Origin of the sequence: Agrobacterium tumefaciens, from assembly GCF_005221325.1 — a bacterium.
GTDB lineage: Bacteria > Pseudomonadota > Alphaproteobacteria > Rhizobiales > Rhizobiaceae > Agrobacterium.
This window is the reverse complement of record NZ_CP039888.1, coordinates 2,738,300-2,753,318: the sequence shown is the minus strand read 5'-3', so window position 1 is coordinate 2,753,318 and position 15,019 is coordinate 2,738,300. Positions and strand designations below refer to the sequence as shown.

13 protein-coding genes and 1 other RNA gene are annotated in these 15,019 nt (G+C 58.4%); 8 read left to right on the top strand and 6 right to left on the bottom strand.

The features are described from left to right. Nucleotides 1-127: 127 nt before the first annotated feature. Nucleotides 128-313, bottom strand: a complete 186-nt coding sequence (rpmF, locus tag CFBP5499_RS13960; protein WP_003507205.1) for a 50S ribosomal protein L32 — start codon at nt 311-313, stop codon at nt 128-130. Nucleotides 314-575: 262 nt separating this feature from the next. Beyond that, nucleotides 576-3,572 carry a DNA polymerase I gene (gene polA / locus CFBP5499_RS13955; RefSeq protein WP_080826912.1) on the bottom strand — a complete coding sequence of 999 codons (2,997 nt, stop codon included), beginning with the start codon at nt 3,570-3,572 and terminating at the stop codon, nt 576-578. A gap of 416 nt (nt 3,573-3,988) precedes the next feature. On the opposite strand from polA, the gene CFBP5499_RS13950 reads away from it, so the two are divergent. Beyond that, nucleotides 3,989-4,423, top strand: a complete 435-nt coding sequence (locus tag CFBP5499_RS13950; RefSeq protein WP_162688010.1) for a MarR family winged helix-turn-helix transcriptional regulator — start codon at nt 3,989-3,991, stop codon at nt 4,421-4,423. Between the two features lie 165 nt (nt 4,424-4,588). Further along, the gene (locus CFBP5499_RS13945) at nt 4,589-5,980 is read left to right on the top strand and encodes a dipeptidase (RefSeq protein WP_080826913.1); all 1,392 of its coding nucleotides are present in this window, start codon (nt 4,589-4,591) and stop codon (nt 5,978-5,980) included. 407 nt (nt 5,981-6,387) lie between these two features. Here CFBP5499_RS13945 and CFBP5499_RS13935 read toward each other — a convergent pair whose 3' ends face one another. After that, a complete protein-coding gene (locus CFBP5499_RS13935; RefSeq protein WP_080826915.1) occupies nt 6,388-6,597 on the bottom strand; it encodes a cold-shock protein in 210 nt (69 codons plus the stop codon). A gap of 470 nt (nt 6,598-7,067) precedes the next feature. On the opposite strand from CFBP5499_RS13935, the gene CFBP5499_RS13925 reads away from it, so the two are divergent. The 3 genes from CFBP5499_RS13925 to CFBP5499_RS13915 all read left to right on the top strand — a co-directional run bounded on the left by CFBP5499_RS13925 (nt 7,068) and on the right by CFBP5499_RS13915 (nt 10,977). Continuing rightward, nucleotides 7,068-7,526: a YbaK/EbsC family protein gene (locus CFBP5499_RS13925; RefSeq protein WP_080826917.1), complete on the top strand. Its 459-nt coding sequence runs from the start codon at nt 7,068-7,070 to the stop codon at nt 7,524-7,526. Nucleotides 7,527-7,671: 145 nt separating this feature from the next. Beyond that, complete coding sequence (locus tag CFBP5499_RS13920) at nt 7,672-9,966, top strand: transglycosylase domain-containing protein (RefSeq protein WP_080826918.1); 2,295 nt, start codon at nt 7,672-7,674, stop codon at nt 9,964-9,966. Between the two features lie 285 nt (nt 9,967-10,251). Further along, the gene (locus tag CFBP5499_RS13915) at nt 10,252-10,977 is read left to right on the top strand and encodes a sugar transferase (protein ID WP_080826919.1); all 726 of its coding nucleotides are present in this window, start codon (nt 10,252-10,254) and stop codon (nt 10,975-10,977) included. 94 nt (nt 10,978-11,071) lie between these two features. Here the strand turns inward: CFBP5499_RS13915 and CFBP5499_RS13910 are convergent, their stop codons facing one another. Beyond that, the gene (locus tag CFBP5499_RS13910) at nt 11,072-11,647 is read right to left on the bottom strand and encodes a c-type cytochrome (protein ID WP_080826920.1); all 576 of its coding nucleotides are present in this window, start codon (nt 11,645-11,647) and stop codon (nt 11,072-11,074) included. Nucleotides 11,648-11,797: 150 nt separating this feature from the next. Here CFBP5499_RS13910 and CFBP5499_RS13905 point away from each other — a divergent pair, with 150 nt between their 5' ends. Next, nucleotides 11,798-12,553, top strand: a complete 756-nt coding sequence (locus CFBP5499_RS13905; protein WP_080826921.1) for a 3-deoxy-manno-octulosonate cytidylyltransferase — start codon at nt 11,798-11,800, stop codon at nt 12,551-12,553. An 11-nt stretch (nt 12,554-12,564) separates the two neighbouring features. Continuing rightward, nucleotides 12,565-13,428, top strand: coding sequence for a prephenate dehydratase (locus CFBP5499_RS13900; RefSeq protein WP_080826922.1), 864 nt, complete (start codon nt 12,565-12,567; stop codon nt 13,426-13,428). A 15-nt stretch (nt 13,429-13,443) separates the two neighbouring features. Here CFBP5499_RS13900 and nudC read toward each other — a convergent pair whose 3' ends face one another. Both nudC and CFBP5499_RS13890 read right to left on the bottom strand, forming a co-directional pair. Further along, nucleotides 13,444-14,406, bottom strand: coding sequence for an NAD(+) diphosphatase (nudC, locus tag CFBP5499_RS13895; RefSeq protein ID WP_080826923.1), 963 nt, complete (start codon nt 14,404-14,406; stop codon nt 13,444-13,446). Then, on the bottom strand, nt 14,406-14,834 hold the full coding sequence (locus CFBP5499_RS13890) for an HIT domain-containing protein (protein WP_175416733.1): 429 nt from the start codon (nt 14,832-14,834) through the stop codon (nt 14,406-14,408). The genes nudC and CFBP5499_RS13890 overlap by 1 nt, the downstream gene beginning before the upstream one ends. Nucleotides 14,835-14,899: 65 nt before the next feature. Between CFBP5499_RS13890 and ffs the strand changes: the two genes are divergently transcribed. Next, an RNA gene (ffs, locus tag CFBP5499_RS13885) (signal recognition particle sRNA small type) lies at nt 14,900-14,996 on the top strand. Nucleotides 14,997-15,019 lie beyond the last annotated feature (23 nt).

Genomic DNA, 15,019 nt, shown 5'->3' with positions numbered 1-15,019 from the left:
TCTCCCTCAACGAGTGTAGGAGGAGTGGCGGAATTTTCCAAGTGAGGGGAAAAGGCAGCCGGACAGTCCTGAAAACAAAAAACCGGCCACGAGGACCGGTTTTTTGCAAATGTAATGTCAGAAAAGCTTATGCGCTTTCCTTCGGCGTCAGAACCTGACGGCCGCGATACATACCGGTCTTCAGATCGATATGGTGCGGACGGCGCAGTTCGCCGGAGTTCTTGTCTTCAACGTAGGTTGCAGACTTGAGACCGTCGGCCGAGCGGCGCATGCCGCGCTTGGACGGGCTTGTTTTTCTTTTTGGTACAGCCATTTTTGTTACTCCACTTAAGCGGCGAAACAACGGAACCGGCCAGAACCAAAGGCCGAATGTCGGATGTCTCGATATCGGAAATTTGGCGCGCTTATACATGCCGAAACTGGCTTTGACCAGCCCTGATGCGCATTTTTTCCGATTCAGCGGAAACAGCGCGACGCACTACCCTCAGGCGGCACAAATCATGCCCCCCCTTATCGAAAACAATGCGCTCCTTGAAGTCGTGCATATTCTGAATTCACAGAAAGCCGGCTTCCCCTCAATGCGCCTCATCCCAATTGTCGGCCGCGCGGGCATCCACCTTCAGCGGCACCCTCATGGAGATGGCCGGCATGGCCGCATCCTCCATGACGGAGACGACGACCGGCAGGGTCTTTTCGATTTCCGCTTCCTCGACTTCGAAGATGAGTTCGTCATGCACCTGCAACAGCATGCGGGCGGAAAGCTTTTCGGCCTCCAGCGCCGGCTCGATGCGGACCATGGCGCGGCGGATGATATCGGCGGCCGAGCCCTGGATCGGCGCATTGATGGCCGCACGTTCGTTGAAGGCTTTCACGGACGGGTTGGAGGAGCGGATTTCCGGATAATGGACACGGCGGCCGAAAATCGTCTCGACATAGCCGTTCTCGCGGGCGAACGCCTTGGTCGCTTCCATGTAGTCGCGAATGCCGGGAAAGCGCTCGAAATATTTCTTGATATAGTCCCCCGCCTCCGAGCGGGCGATGCTGAGCTGGTTGGCGAGACCAAAAGCGGAAATGCCGTAGATGATGCCGAAGTTGATGGCCTTGGCGCGGCGGCGCACTTCCGAGGGCATACCTTCCACCGGCACGCCGAACATTTCCGATGCGGTCATCGCATGAATGTCGATGCCGTTTTCGAAGGCGTTTCTAAGCTGCGGAATATCGGCGACATGGGCAAGCACGCGCAGCTCGATCTGGCTGTAGTCGGCCGACAGAAGCTTGTGTCCTGGCGTGGAGATGAAGGCCGTGCGAATCTTGCGGCCTTCGGCGGTACGGACCGGGATGTTCTGAAGGTTCGGCTCCGAAGAGGACAGACGCCCCGTGGTGGTGGAGGCGAGCGCGTAGGAGGTGTGCACCCGTTTCGTCTCGGGATGGATATAGCTGGGCAGCGCATCCGTATAGGTGGATTTCAGCTTGGTCAGCTGCCGCCAGTCGACGATCTTGCGCGGCAATTCCGCACCTTCCGCCGCGAGGTCTTCCAGAACCTGCGCCGATGTCGACCATTGGCCCGTCTTGGTCTTGGAGCCGCCCGGCAGACCCATCCTGCCGAACAGGATATCGCCGAGCTGCTTCGGCGAGCCGATGTTGAAACGCTCGCCCGCGAGTTCGTAGATTTCCTCTTCGAAGCTCGCGGCCTTCTGTGCGAGTTCGCCGGAAAGGCGCGACAGGATTTGCCGGTCCACGGTGATGCCGCGCTCTTCCATATGCGCCAGAACCGGCACGAGGGGGCGTTCCAACCGCTCATAAACCTTGGTCAGCCTTTCCGAGACAAGCCGGGGCTTAAGCGCCATCCACAGCCGCAGGGTGACGTCAGCATCCTCAGCCGCATAGGCGGTTGCCTTGTCGATGTCGACAAAATCGAAGGTGATGCTCGACTTGCCCGATCCCGCCACGTCCTTATAGGCGATGGGCGTGTGGCCGAGCCAGCGTTCGGACAGGGAATCCATGCCATGTGTGGCCTTGCCGGCCTCAAGCACATAGGAAATCAGCATCGTGTCATCGAAGCTCTGCATGACGACGCCCTGGCGTTTCATCAGCAGGTAATCATATTTAAGGTTCTGCGCGATTTTCAGAACGGCTTCATCTTCAAGCAAGTCCTTCAGGCGCGCCAGCGCTTCGGCAAACGGCACCTGCCCTTCGGCGAGCTTGATGCCGTCGCTGAACAGATCACCGCCGGAGCCGGTCTTGTGGGTCAAAGGAATATAGGCAGCGCGGATATCCGTGCCTGAGGCATCCTTGCCATTGTCGGCAATGGCCAACGAAAAACCGACGAGTTCGGCCTGCATCGGGTCGAGTGAGGTCGTTTCGGTATCGAAGGCGACGACACCCGTCTCCCGGGCGGCGGCAATCCAGCGATCCAGCGTCGCGAGGTCCCTGATCGTCGTATAAGCGGTGGTATCGATCTTGGCGGCGGCAAAAAGGGCCTGTCGCGCGGTGGCGAGATCGGCGGGCGCGCTGCCCTCGCCAACCAGCTTTCTTGCGGAAGTGGCGGCCGAAGCCGGCGCATTGTTTGCCTCGGCGGACACGTCACCTGCCGCAGCTACGGCCGGCGCATCGAGATCGGGGCCATGGGCATCGACGCCCCATTGCACCGGCACGGTGGCAGCATCGACGGCCGAGGCGTCCGTTTCCGTCGCTTCGGCAACACGGCGGGTCAGCGTCGTGAACTCCATCGCCTTCAGGAAGGCAATGAGCTTCGGGCCATTCTGCGGTTCCAGCACCAGTTCTTCGAGGGTCTGTTCCAGCGGCACATCGGTTCTGAGCGCTACCAGCTGTCTGGAAATACGGGCAAGATCAGCATTGGCGATGATGTTTTCCCGGCGTTTCTGCTGCTTAATTTCCCCTGCCCGCGCCAGAAGCGTATCGAGATCGCCATATTCCTCCAGCAATTGCGCCGCCGTCTTCGGCCCAATGCCGGGAATGCCCGGGACGTTGTCGGTGGAATCGCCGGTCATCGCCTGCAGGTCGATCATCTTTTCGGGGCCGACGCCCCATTTTTCGATGACGTCTGGAACACCGATCTGCTTGTCCTTCATGGCGTCGTACATATGCACATTGACTGTCACGAGCTGCATCAGATCCTTGTCGGAGGAGATGATGGTGACATCGGCGCCGATCGCCTCGGCCTGCCGCGCATAAGTGGCGATGATGTCATCTGCCTCGAAGCCTTCCGTCTCGATGCAGGGAAGGTTGAAGGCGCGTGTCGCCTCGCGGATCAGGCCGAATTGCGGCACCAGATCTTCCGGCGGCGCCGAGCGATTGGCCTTGTAGAGATCGTAAAGCTCGTTGCGGAAGGTTTTCGATGAATAGTCGAAAATGACAGCAAAATGGGTCGGTGTGACGCCGACATCGGTATTGCGCGCATCCTTCAGGAGCTTCCACAACATGTTGCAGAAGCCGGAGACGGCGTTGACCGGCAGCCCGTCCGACTTGCGGTTCAGCGGCGGGATGGCATGGAAGGCCCGGAAAATGAAACCGGACCCGTCAACGAGGAAAAGATGATCGCCTTTTTTCATGGGTAGCATGGATAGCGCGGGGCCGTTTTGACGTCCACCGAAACTTCGCACAACACACCGTAAAGCACGGGTAATGAGCCGGCCCGAGAAGCCTGTAAAATTCACCTGAACCTTACCGATTTGTAATCCGCCCTTCCCTTGAAAAGCCGCATTTGCAGACACATTTCTTAGAGGACGGCGCCTGATCACGCCGTAGTCTGATAGCTGGCTCGTCCCCCGCCGCGTCAGACCGGACAAAGGCCTTTCCCCCTCTCCGGGCCTTTGTCCTCCAATATGACCGCCATGGCCGACCCCTCCCGGCCATGGCGGTTTTATTTTGCGCCCCGTTTGGGCTGGTCTAAACATATCATGCGATATATATCGCGCTATTAAAGTTGCCGGCTTTCCGCCAGCGGCGATGTGGTATGGACGGAAGAATGGGTTTTTCCCGGGACGAATCGGCAATCTATCTCGCCGCGAAGATGGCGCGGGAATTTACCATGGCGCTGCAGAAAAGAGCCGCGGCGCTCGGTTTTTCTCCCGGCCAATTTCCCATTCTCATCGAGCTCTGGCATGAAGAAGGCCTGACGCAGCGGCAATTGCTTGATAGAATCGATGTCGAACAGGCGACGCTTGCCAACACGCTTTCGCGCATGGAACGTGACGGTCTGATTGTCCGCAAATCTCATCCGAGTGACCGCCGCGCCCAGATCATCGAACTGACGCAGCGCGGCCGGGATCTGGAGGCGAATGCTATCGCCGCTTCCGAGGCGACCGAAGACACATTGCTTGCGGATTTCCGCCGCTTCGAACGACAGCTTCTGCTAGAATATATGCGCCGGGCGATCGAAAGCGCCAAAAAAGCAAAATAACATTCACGGCCCAAAACCGCTTCGCAGTTTTCGTGAACTGCTCTATCGTTCCGGCGGCCGCGCGCTTGCCGATTCACGACAAGCCCGCCCCTTGTTTCCCGCGATGTGCGATGCCCGGATATTTCGTCTTTTCGCCGGGTCACGACAGACATGACAGGATCAGCGATGACAGACGTTTCCCCTATTCTTTCCTACGCCGACGATAATCTGACTTCCAGCCTCGAGCGGCTGTTCGAACTCGTGCGCATTCCGTCGATTTCCACGGATCCTGCCTATAAGGCGGAATGCCGCAAGGCCGCGGAATGGCTGGTGAGGACACTTTCCGCGCTCGGCTTTACGGCTTCCGTCCGCGATACGGCCGGTCACCCGATGGTGGTTGCGCATCACGATGCGGCGACCAAGGATGCACCGCATGTGCTTTTTTACGGCCATTATGACGTTCAGCCGGTCGATCCGCTTGATCTCTGGGAAAATGATCCGTTCGAGCCTGCTATCAAGGATGTCGGCGCTGGCCGGAAGGTGATTACCGGACGTGGCACGGCTGACGACAAGGGCCAGCTGATGACCTTCGTGGAGGCCTGCCGGGCCTATAAGGCGGTCAATGGCGGCCTGCCGGTGCGCGTCACCATTCTGTTTGAAGGTGAAGAGGAATCCGGCTCGCCTTCGCTGAAGCCGTTCCTCGACGCCAATGCGCAGGAGTTGAAAGCCGATTATGCGCTGGTCTGCGATACCGGCATGTGGGACCGGGATACGCCCGCTATCGCCGCTGCCCTTCGCGGCCTGGTTGGCGAAGAGGTAGTCATCACGGCGGCTGATCGCGACCTGCATTCCGGCCTTTTTGGCGGTGCCGCCGCAAACCCGATCCATATCCTCACCGATATCCTTGCCGGACTGCATGACGAGACCGGCCGTGTGACGCTTGCCGGCTTTTATGACGGCGTAGAAGAGACCCCTGCCAACATCAAGGCCTCCTGGGAAACGCTCGGGCGCACGGCGGAAGCCTTCCTCGGTGAAGTCGGCCTTTCGGTTCCCTCGGGCGAAAAGGGCCGCTCCGTGCTGGAGCAGACCTGGGCGCGGCCGACGGCGGAAGTCAACGGCATCATCGGCGGTTATACCGGCGATGGTTTCAAGACCGTGATCGCGGCCAAAGCCTCCGCCAAGGTGTCGTTCCGCCTCGTCGGCGAGCAGAACCCCGCGGCCATTCGCGACAGCTTCCGGGCCTATGTGCGCTCCAGAATTCCAGCCGATTGCTCCGTGGAGTTCCACGAGCATGGCGCATCACCGGCCATCCAGCTGTCTTACGACTCGCCCGTGCTCACCAAGGCCAAAAACGCGCTTTCGGAAGAGTGGCCAAAACCCGCCGTTGTCATCGGCATGGGCGGCTCGATCCCGATCGTCGGTGATTTCCAGAAGATGCTGGGTATGGATTCGCTGCTTGTCGGCTTTGGCCTGACTGACGACCGCATTCATTCGCCGAATGAAAAATACGAGTTGCAGTCCTTCCACAAGGGCATCCGCTCCTGGGTCCGCATTCTGGATGCACTCGCGGCGAAATAACAAAAAAGAGGAAGCACCGGGTGCGGCGCTTCCTCTTTCCGTTTGCTCATCGCAAAAACAAAAAGGCCGGGCGAGCCCGACCTTTCCATCCGTTTTTCGTCAATGCCAGTACATCCGTGGTCAAAGCGTTCAACGGTCTGATGTTCCAGAGCGCGTCCACTTCCATGGCCGCTGCCTTTCACCATCAGGATCGGCTGCTTCGGTTAATCTTTGGTTAACACGATAACAGCGGCACTTTCAAAATGCCCGCCTGACAGTTTTCATCCGAAACACCGTTGAACCCTATATTGGTATGCGCGCCCGCCTTTTCAAGGCCTGCCTGTTCGGCACGTCTTTCCAAAGAAAAAAGGCCGGAAAAATCCGGCCTTTCCATTCATGCGAATGACCCTTTCGGGCCAAAGCGCTTATCAGGAAGCGACGAGCTCACCTGCGGACATCTTGCCCGAGCGGCGGTCCTGCATCAGCTCGTAGGAGAGCTTCTGACCGTCGTTGAGGGAGGTCAGACCAGCACGCTCAACAGCGGAGATGTGAACGAATACGTCCTGCGAACCGTCGTCCGGCTGAATGAAGCCGTAGCCCTTGGTTGCGTTGAACCACTTTACTGTACCAGTCGCCATAACGATTTCCTTCCGTTGGCAATTGTATTTGCACTGCAAGCAGTGCGGACTTGGGTCGAATTTGAAGGAAAAGATCGTCGTGAGCGTCTGGAAAGACGCCGAAGCTCTGGTCGTCAAACAAATATCGATGGCGAAGTACGTAGGTTGGAAGGGTCTCAAAGTCAAGTTTCTTTGAACAGGGCAGTCTTTGAGGGAAGGTGGATTAAGAAGGCAACCGGATCGCCAAAAACGCAAAAACCCGGCGCGGGAGGAGGTGCGCCGGGTTCTTGAAACTGACTGACAATTGGGAGGAGGAGTATTGTCAGTCCAATCGGGCGACGCTGGGAGGAGGAGTGCGTCGCTTCGATGGTTTAAACATACAGGATATCAGCTTAAAAAACAGACGTTTCATCGCAGCGCAGCATTGCAAAAAACGCATAGCTATTTCGAGGCGACTTGAAGCCTGTCCGTGTAAAGCCTAATAAATACGCATGTCTATCGAATCCGTCAGAGCCTTTTTCACCGAGAAATCGCCCGAAGTGACCGTGATTGAAACGGAAGCGAGTTCGGCGACCGTCTCACTGGCCGCCGAAGCGCACGGCGTCGACCCCGACCAGATCGCCAAAACCATCTGCCTGAAGGCTGGCGACACCATTCTTCTCGTCGTCGCCGCCGGCACCAGACGCCTCGACAACCGCAAATTCCGCGATCATTTCGGTGCGAAACCACGCATGCTCGGACCTGAAGAAGTGGTCGCCGTGACCAGCCATCCCGTCGGTGGCGTTTGTCCTTTCGGACTTCCTTCGGCCCTGCCGGTGTTTTGCGACATCTCACTGAAAAACTATCACGAGGTGGTTCCGGCAGCCGGCGCCACCAATGCGGCGGTGAAGATTTCGCCTGATGTCATGGCTAAATTGACGGGAGCGGAGTGGGTCGACGTCTGTCAATGACGCCGATTTGATCCGGCCTGGACTTAACCCCGCCTTAAATCGCCGCATTTACACTCTTCATCCTGGATTAAGGATCGCGCAGGCATAGAGACCTGAACCCAAAGGGGATAAGCGCGGTTTCGCGAATAGGAGCGACTTCGGCTGGATGGCAGGCAAAGGTAAATCACGCGAACGGGTAGAACCTTCCTTCGGGGATTTCCACGAGTCCGGTGATGACCTGCGTCTTGATGCCAGCGAACGCATCAGCGGAACATCAAAACAGCCGGCGAAAAAGCAAAACCAGGCATCCGGCCGCACCAAACCCCGGAAGAAAGAAAAGCGCAGCCGCAACTCCGGCCGTGGCGCAACGGGCTTCATCCGCTCCCTCTTCTATTGGTGCATCGTGCTCGGCATCTGGGGCGGCATCGGAGTTGCCGGGCTTGTTCTTTATTATGGCGCGCGCATGCCGAGCGCCAGCAGCTGGTCCATTCCCGAACGGCCGCCGAATGTGAAGATCGTTTCGGTGAACGGCAGTGTGCTTGCCAATCGCGGCACGACCGGTGGCGAGGCGCTCGCGCTGGAAGACATGTCGCCTTATATTCCCCAGGCTGTCATGGCGATCGAGGATCGCCGGTTTTATTCGCATTTCGGGATAGATCCGCTCGGTCTCGGACGCGCCATCGTGACGAATGTGCTGACGGGACGAACCGTGCAGGGCGGCTCGACACTGACGCAGCAGCTGGCGAAAAACCTGTTCCTCTCGCCTGACCGGACGCTGGAACGCAAGGTGCAGGAAGTGCTTCTGTCCTTCTGGCTGGAGCACGAGTTCACCAAGGACCAGATCCTCGCGATGTATCTCAATCGCGTCTATTTCGGCTCCAATGCCTATGGCGTCGAGGCGGCTTCCCGGCGTTACTTCAACAAATCCGCACGCGACGTCAATCTGGGCGAAGCGGCGATGCTGGCCGGGCTTCTCAAAGCGCCCTCACGCCTTTCACCGGCGCGCGATCCGCAGGCGGCGGAAGAGCGGGCGCAGGTCGTGCTGCAATCCATGCGCGATGTCGGCTTCATCACCGATGACGAAATCAAGACCGCCATGTCGCAGCCGCCGACCAAGGCGAAACGGTTCTGGTCGGGCGCTGAACATTACGCCGCCGATATGGTGCTGGAGGAAGTCCGCGGCCTGGTTGGCGAGGTCAAGCAGGACATCGTCGTTGATACGACCATCGACCCCAATCTCGAGCGCGACGCCGAAAAGGCGTTGACCCATGTGCTGCAGGGTGACGGGAAGAAGCAGGGCGCCTCGCAGGCGGCGCTGGTTTCCATCGACGGTACGGGTGCGATACGCGCCGTCGTCGGCGGAGCGGATTATGCGCAAAGCCAGTTCAACCGCGCCGTGAAGGCAAAACGGCAACCCGGTTCAGCCTTCAAGCCCTTCGTTTATGTCGCCGCACTCGAATCGGGGCTTACCCCCTACACGATCCGCAATGACGGGCCAGTGCGCATCGGCAACTGGACACCGGAAAACTACGAGAAGAAATATCGCGGCGAAGTGACGCTCGCCACCGCGCTTGCCAATTCGCTGAACACGATCGCCGCACAGCTGGTGATGGAAGTCGGCCCGGAACGGGTGACGCAGGTGGCCCATCGCATGGGCATCGAATCGGAGCTGCAAAACAATGCCTCCATCGCGCTCGGCACCTCGGAAGTGTCGCTGATGGAACTCACCGCCTCCTATGCTCCCTTCATGAATGGTGGCTACAAGGCGACGCCCCATATCGTCCGGCGCATCACCGATGCCGATGGCAAGGTTCTTTACGAGAACAAATACGATAATCCACCACGCGTGCTGAGCGAAGAGATTGCCGCGACCATGAACGGCATGTTGTCCCGCGTCATTACCGAAGGCACCGGCAAGGCGGCGCGCCTGCAAGGCTGGCAGGCGGCAGGAAAATCCGGCACGACCCAGTCCTTCCGCGATGCACTTTTTGTCGGCTACACAAGCAACCTCACCACCGGCGTCTGGTTCGGCAATGACGACGGCACCTCCATGAAAAAGGTGACCGGCGGCGGACTGCCGGCACGGGCATGGAAGGATTTCATGACCGCTGCCCATTCCGGGCTCTCGCCGTCGCCGCTTTTCGGCCTCGGTGCAGGTAGCGTACCGCCGCTCGGGGAAATGCAGCAGCCGGCACCGGAGGCCGCCCCCTCATCCATCGGCGAGATCATTTCCAATGCGCTGGGTGGCGGAACGACGGACACCCGCGCCTACCCCGATGCGCCGGCTTCACCCAACCAACCGGGCATGGCCATGCCGCCGGCGAATATACCTTCCCGCGATATCGAACCCGGCTATCAGGCCGGCAACGGCCCCGTACCGCCCGCCGATATAGGCGGCCAGGCTCCCGCGCAATCGGGGCCGAAGCAGACGACACTGCTAGACATTCTGATGGGAAATTGACCCGCCCCTGGTAAATGGCCAGCGGATTTCATCACGAATGGCGAGGTGGCAGCGACACTCGCTCTCCCGCAAAACCCGCTTTTCCGAAGGCTTTGCCCTTCGCATCCGCAGCCATGAGCGGAGACGGTGCGACACTGCAACATATGCGCGCACGCCGATTAACCCTAGATTGCCATTTACGCAGAGACGGATACATTTCGGGTGACTTTTTAGGGTAAATGAATTATTAATCGTTCATATAAATTAATTTTCTTGTTTCAAAATAACTTTTCAGGGTTCCATATTATGCTGGGTACTAAAGGCTCATCGCATGCCGTTTTTTACGGCGCTCCCTATCCTGCCGTGCCGTTTGAAGCGGCGGAAATGCAATCTCCCATTTCAGAAAAAAAACCATCGTCATTGTTGCGCAGCCAGTTTGCGCTCAAAAGAACCATCGATATTGCAGGGGCGTCCATCGCCCTTGTCGCACTTGCCCCCGTATTGGCGACCGTCGCATTGCTGGTGAAGCTCGACAGCAAAGGCCCGGTCCTGTTCTCGCAGGTGCGCTGGGGCATGAATGGAAGAAAAATCCGCGTCTATAAATTTCGCTCGATGCGGACGGAACTGGGTGACGTCACCGGGGTGGCTCAGACGGTGAAGAACGATCCGCGGATAACCCGTATCGGCGCCATTCTCCGCCGAACGAATATCGACGAACTGCCGCAGCTGATCAATGTGTTGAAGGGCGACATGTCGCTGGTGGGCCCACGCTGCCACGCCATCGGCATGCTGGCGGCCGGCCGTCTTTATGAGGAACTGGTTCCCCATTATCACATGCGGCACCGGATGCGGCCCGGCATTACCGGCCTCGCCCAGATGCGGGGACTACGCGGCCCGACGGATCGCAGCGACAAGGCCCGTGCCCGGATCGTTTCCGATCTTTATTATGTCGAGAATTTTTCGGTCTGGCTGGATATCAAGATCATGGTCGGAACGGTGATTTCCGAACTGCGTGGCGGCAAGGGCTTCTGATTTTTCAGGCGCCACTCCCGTATTTGCAATCCGTCCGTACAAAAATAAAAGCCCGGCAGCGATGCCGGGCTTTTATCATGAACCATCATGATCATCAGTTCATCGGTGCGGGAGCCGCATTCGGATCCGGAAGCGGAGCCGGGTTTGCCGAAAGCGAGCGCAGATAAGCGATGAGGTCGGCTCTTTCCGTTTCCTTCTTCACGCCTGCAAAGCCCATGGCCGTGCCAGGAACGTGTTTCTTGGGGGCTTCGAGGAAGAAGTTGAGATGATCGTAATCCCAATGCACGGAGGCGCCCTTGGAGAAATCCTTCATCCCAGCGGAGTAGCTGAAACCTTCGTGGCTGGCGATCGGCCGATTGACGATATCGAAGAGATTGGGGCCGACCTTGTTTGCACCACCACTCTCTCCGGTATGACAGCTCGTACACTTCTTGAAGACCGTTTCGCCCTTGGCGGCATCGGCGCTCGCAAGCAATTTTGCGATTGGCGTCGCAGCTGCAGCGGCTTCACCGCCACCGGCTTCGCCACCGCTTTCTGCCGCGGCAATGGTGTAACCTTCCTTTTCGGGCGCAGGCGCATGGAAAATGCCCTCAGACGCAATCGACACCGACATCAGGACGAAAACCGTGCCCAGCAACGCCCCAACGCCCATATTAACATAAGAATTCATCTATATGCGCTCCCTCGCATCCGCTCCATATAACCGGGCATCTTGAAATTACTCGAAAGCTATGGCTTTTGCACAGCCTGCGCAACTTGAATAATGGTCCCCACTCCGTGACGTTTTGACACTTTTCGGGCGGGATTTGAAGGGTGTCGGATGAAGAATCGGGATTTCGAGAAAGCTGTCGTCCTCATACCGGCACGGATGGCATCCACACGCCTGCCGGGCAAGCCGCTTGCGGATATTGGCGGCAAGCCGATGATCGTTCAGGTGGCGTTGCGCGCGCGCGAAGCAGGTGCGGAACGAATCGTCGTTGCGGTCGATGACGAACAGGTTTTTTCGGCCGTTCAAAATGCCGGTTTCGACGTGATGATGACGCGGGACGACCACCAGTCCGGCTCGGACCGCATTTTTGAGGCGCTGCAAAAGGCCGATCCTCACGGCAACGCCGAATATGTCATCAATGTTCAGGGGGATCTTCCGACCATCGAGGCGGAAACCATCCGCGCCTCGCTGCGCCCGCTGGAAAATGCCGCGGTCGACATCGCCACGCTGACGGTCGAAATCACCGACGAAGAGGAAAAAACCAATCCGAACGTGGTGAAAGTGGTGGGTAGCCCGCTTTCCGAAACACGGTTGCGCGCGCTTTATTTCACCCGCGCCACCGCCCCTTATGGCGATGGGCCGCTTTATCACCACATCGGACTTTACACCTATCGCCGCGCCGCACTTGAAACATTCGTGCGCCTGCCGCCCTCGCCTCTGGAATTGCGCGAGCGGCTGGAACAGCTGCGTGCACTGGAAGCGGGCATGCGCATCGATGCGGAAATCGTCCGTTCAGTGCCGCTTGGCGTCGACACGCCGCATGACCTTGAAAAAGCCCGCAAGATCCTTGCAAGCAGAACCCTCTAACGGACAGTCCCATGAGCTTGATTACAAATCGTATTGCCTTTCAGGGCGAGTTCGGCGCGAATTCCGACATGGCCTGCCGTGACATGTTTCCGGATATGGAGCCATTGCCATGCCCGACATTCGAGGATGCCTTCAATGCCATCGAGAGCGGCGAAGCCGATCTCGGCATGATCCCGATTGAAAACACGCTGGCCGGTCGCGTCGCGGATATTCATCACCTGCTGCCCGAATCACGTCTGCACATCATCGGCGAATATTTCATGCCGATCCGTTTCCAGCTTATGGTGGTGCCCGGTGTGACGAAGGACGAGATCCGCACCGTCCACAGCCATATCCATGCGCTGGGCCAGTGCCGCAAGATCATCCGTTCGAACGGCTGGAAGCCCGTCATTGCGGGCGATACGGCGGGCTCCGCTAGGCTGGTTTCCGAAAAGGGCGACCGCAGCATGGCAGCCCTCGCGCCGCGTCTTGCCGCCAGTCTCTACGGTCTCGATATCCTGGCTGAGAACGTCGAGGATTCGGAAAACAACGTCACGCGCTTCGTCGTGCTCTCCCGCGATGAAAACTGGGCCAAGCGTCAGTCGAGCGACGAAATCGTCGTCACGACCTTCGTCTTCAATGTTCGCAACATTCCGGCCGCGCTCTACAAGGCCATGGGCGGTTTTGCCACCAACGGCATCAACATGACGAAGCTCGAAAGCTACCAGCTCGGCGGCAAATTCGTGGCGACGCAGTTTTATGCCGATATTGAAGGCCACCCCGATGACGAACCGGTGCGGCATGCGCTGGACGAGCTGCGCTTCTTCTCGGAAAAGGTCCGCATTCTCGGCGTCTACAAAGGCCATGCGATGCGTGGCAAGCTCAACCAGAACTGAGCCTGCCGTACGGTTTCATTTTGACCATTCCACCCAGTCGCGCATCAAGCGATGCGCGATGGCGCCACCGGGCGGCGCGGAAAAACCTTCACCCGTCGCCGTTTCCAGCATTTTTGCGACTTCCGCTCGCGTGAACCAGCGGCAATCCTCCAGTTCGATCTCGTCGCGAGCAATATCGGACGAGAGCGCCTCGGCATAACAGCCGATCATTAGTGTATGCGGCATCGGCCAGGGCTGGGAGGCGTGATACCGCACCCGGCCGATTTCGACGCCGGACTCCTCATGCGTTTCACGGCGCACAGCCTGTTCGATCGTCTCGCCCGGCTCCACGAAACCGGCAAGGCAGGAATACATGCCCGGCGCAAAATGCGCGCCGCGACCAAGCAGGCAAAGATCACGCTCGATGTCGATCGTCATCATGATGACGACAGGATCGGTGCGCGGAAAAATGGTGTGGTTGCACGCGGCGCAGATGCGCTTGTAGCCGCCGATCCGCAGCTCCATCGTCCCGCCGCACTTCCCACAGAAGCGGTTATCGGCGTTCCAGTGTGTGAGGCTGACGGCCTGCGCAACCTCGCTCAGCAATTCTTCATCGAGCAGATGATCGCGATATAGCGTGCGGGCGTCGGCAAGCTTGTAGTGGCTCGCCAGCTGGTCTTCTGCCACGGCAACCGGCACTGCAATTCTCGGTTCGCCGGTTTCGCGATATCCGAGCAGCACGGCATTGTCGAAATCCGGCTGCAACTCGGCAAGCTCATAGGCGGCAAATAAGGGGTCGATGACCTGCTCGTCATGTTTCAGGACGAGCCGATTACCTGAGAAGGCGAGAATATGGGTGCCATCGACTTTCAGCGCATCGGCAACGCACTCCTCCGTCCGCTTTTCAGCGAAACGATCGAGAGCATTTTTGGAAAAGGCCGTCAGCAGGCTTGCTTCGGGATGCGGGGCAGTGGTTTCAAAAATTTTCATGGAGATCATCAGAGCGCGCCGGAGATTTTTTTCATCAAATTTTCCTTCTCGCCCGCCGCATAAGGCACCGCCGTTCCGTGACCCCAGATGGGACCGGGCCAGCAGGTGTCGCCTTCATTGCGGGCGATAATATGGACATGCAGTTGCCGGACGATATTGCCCAAAGCACCGACATTGATCTTGGTAGCCCCCGTGATTTCCTTCAAGGCGGATGCGACGAGATTGGTCTCGAATGTCAGCACGGCCTGATCAAGCGGGGTGAGATCGAACAATTCGCTGACGCCGCCTCGCTGCGGCACCAGCACCAGCCAGGGCCAGCGATTGTCATTCTGCAAACGCAATTCACATAGTCCCAAACGCGTCACCAGCACACTGTCGCGCGCTAGTCTCTCGTCCAGCCGGAATGTCTCCAAGGTGTCCTCCATGTTTGTTTTCATCGTGATAGCAGTTTTTTGAAGGCTTGGCTTGCATTTGCTGTCGATATTGCCGATATGTGGCCTCGGGAGGTTGGTGGTGGACGAGCCACTCGCCAACCGGGTCAGGTCCGGAAGGAAGCAGCCCTAACGAGCCAGGCACGGGTCGCCGTGCCAGCCTCCCACCTTTTCAAAATGCCGCTCAGCTT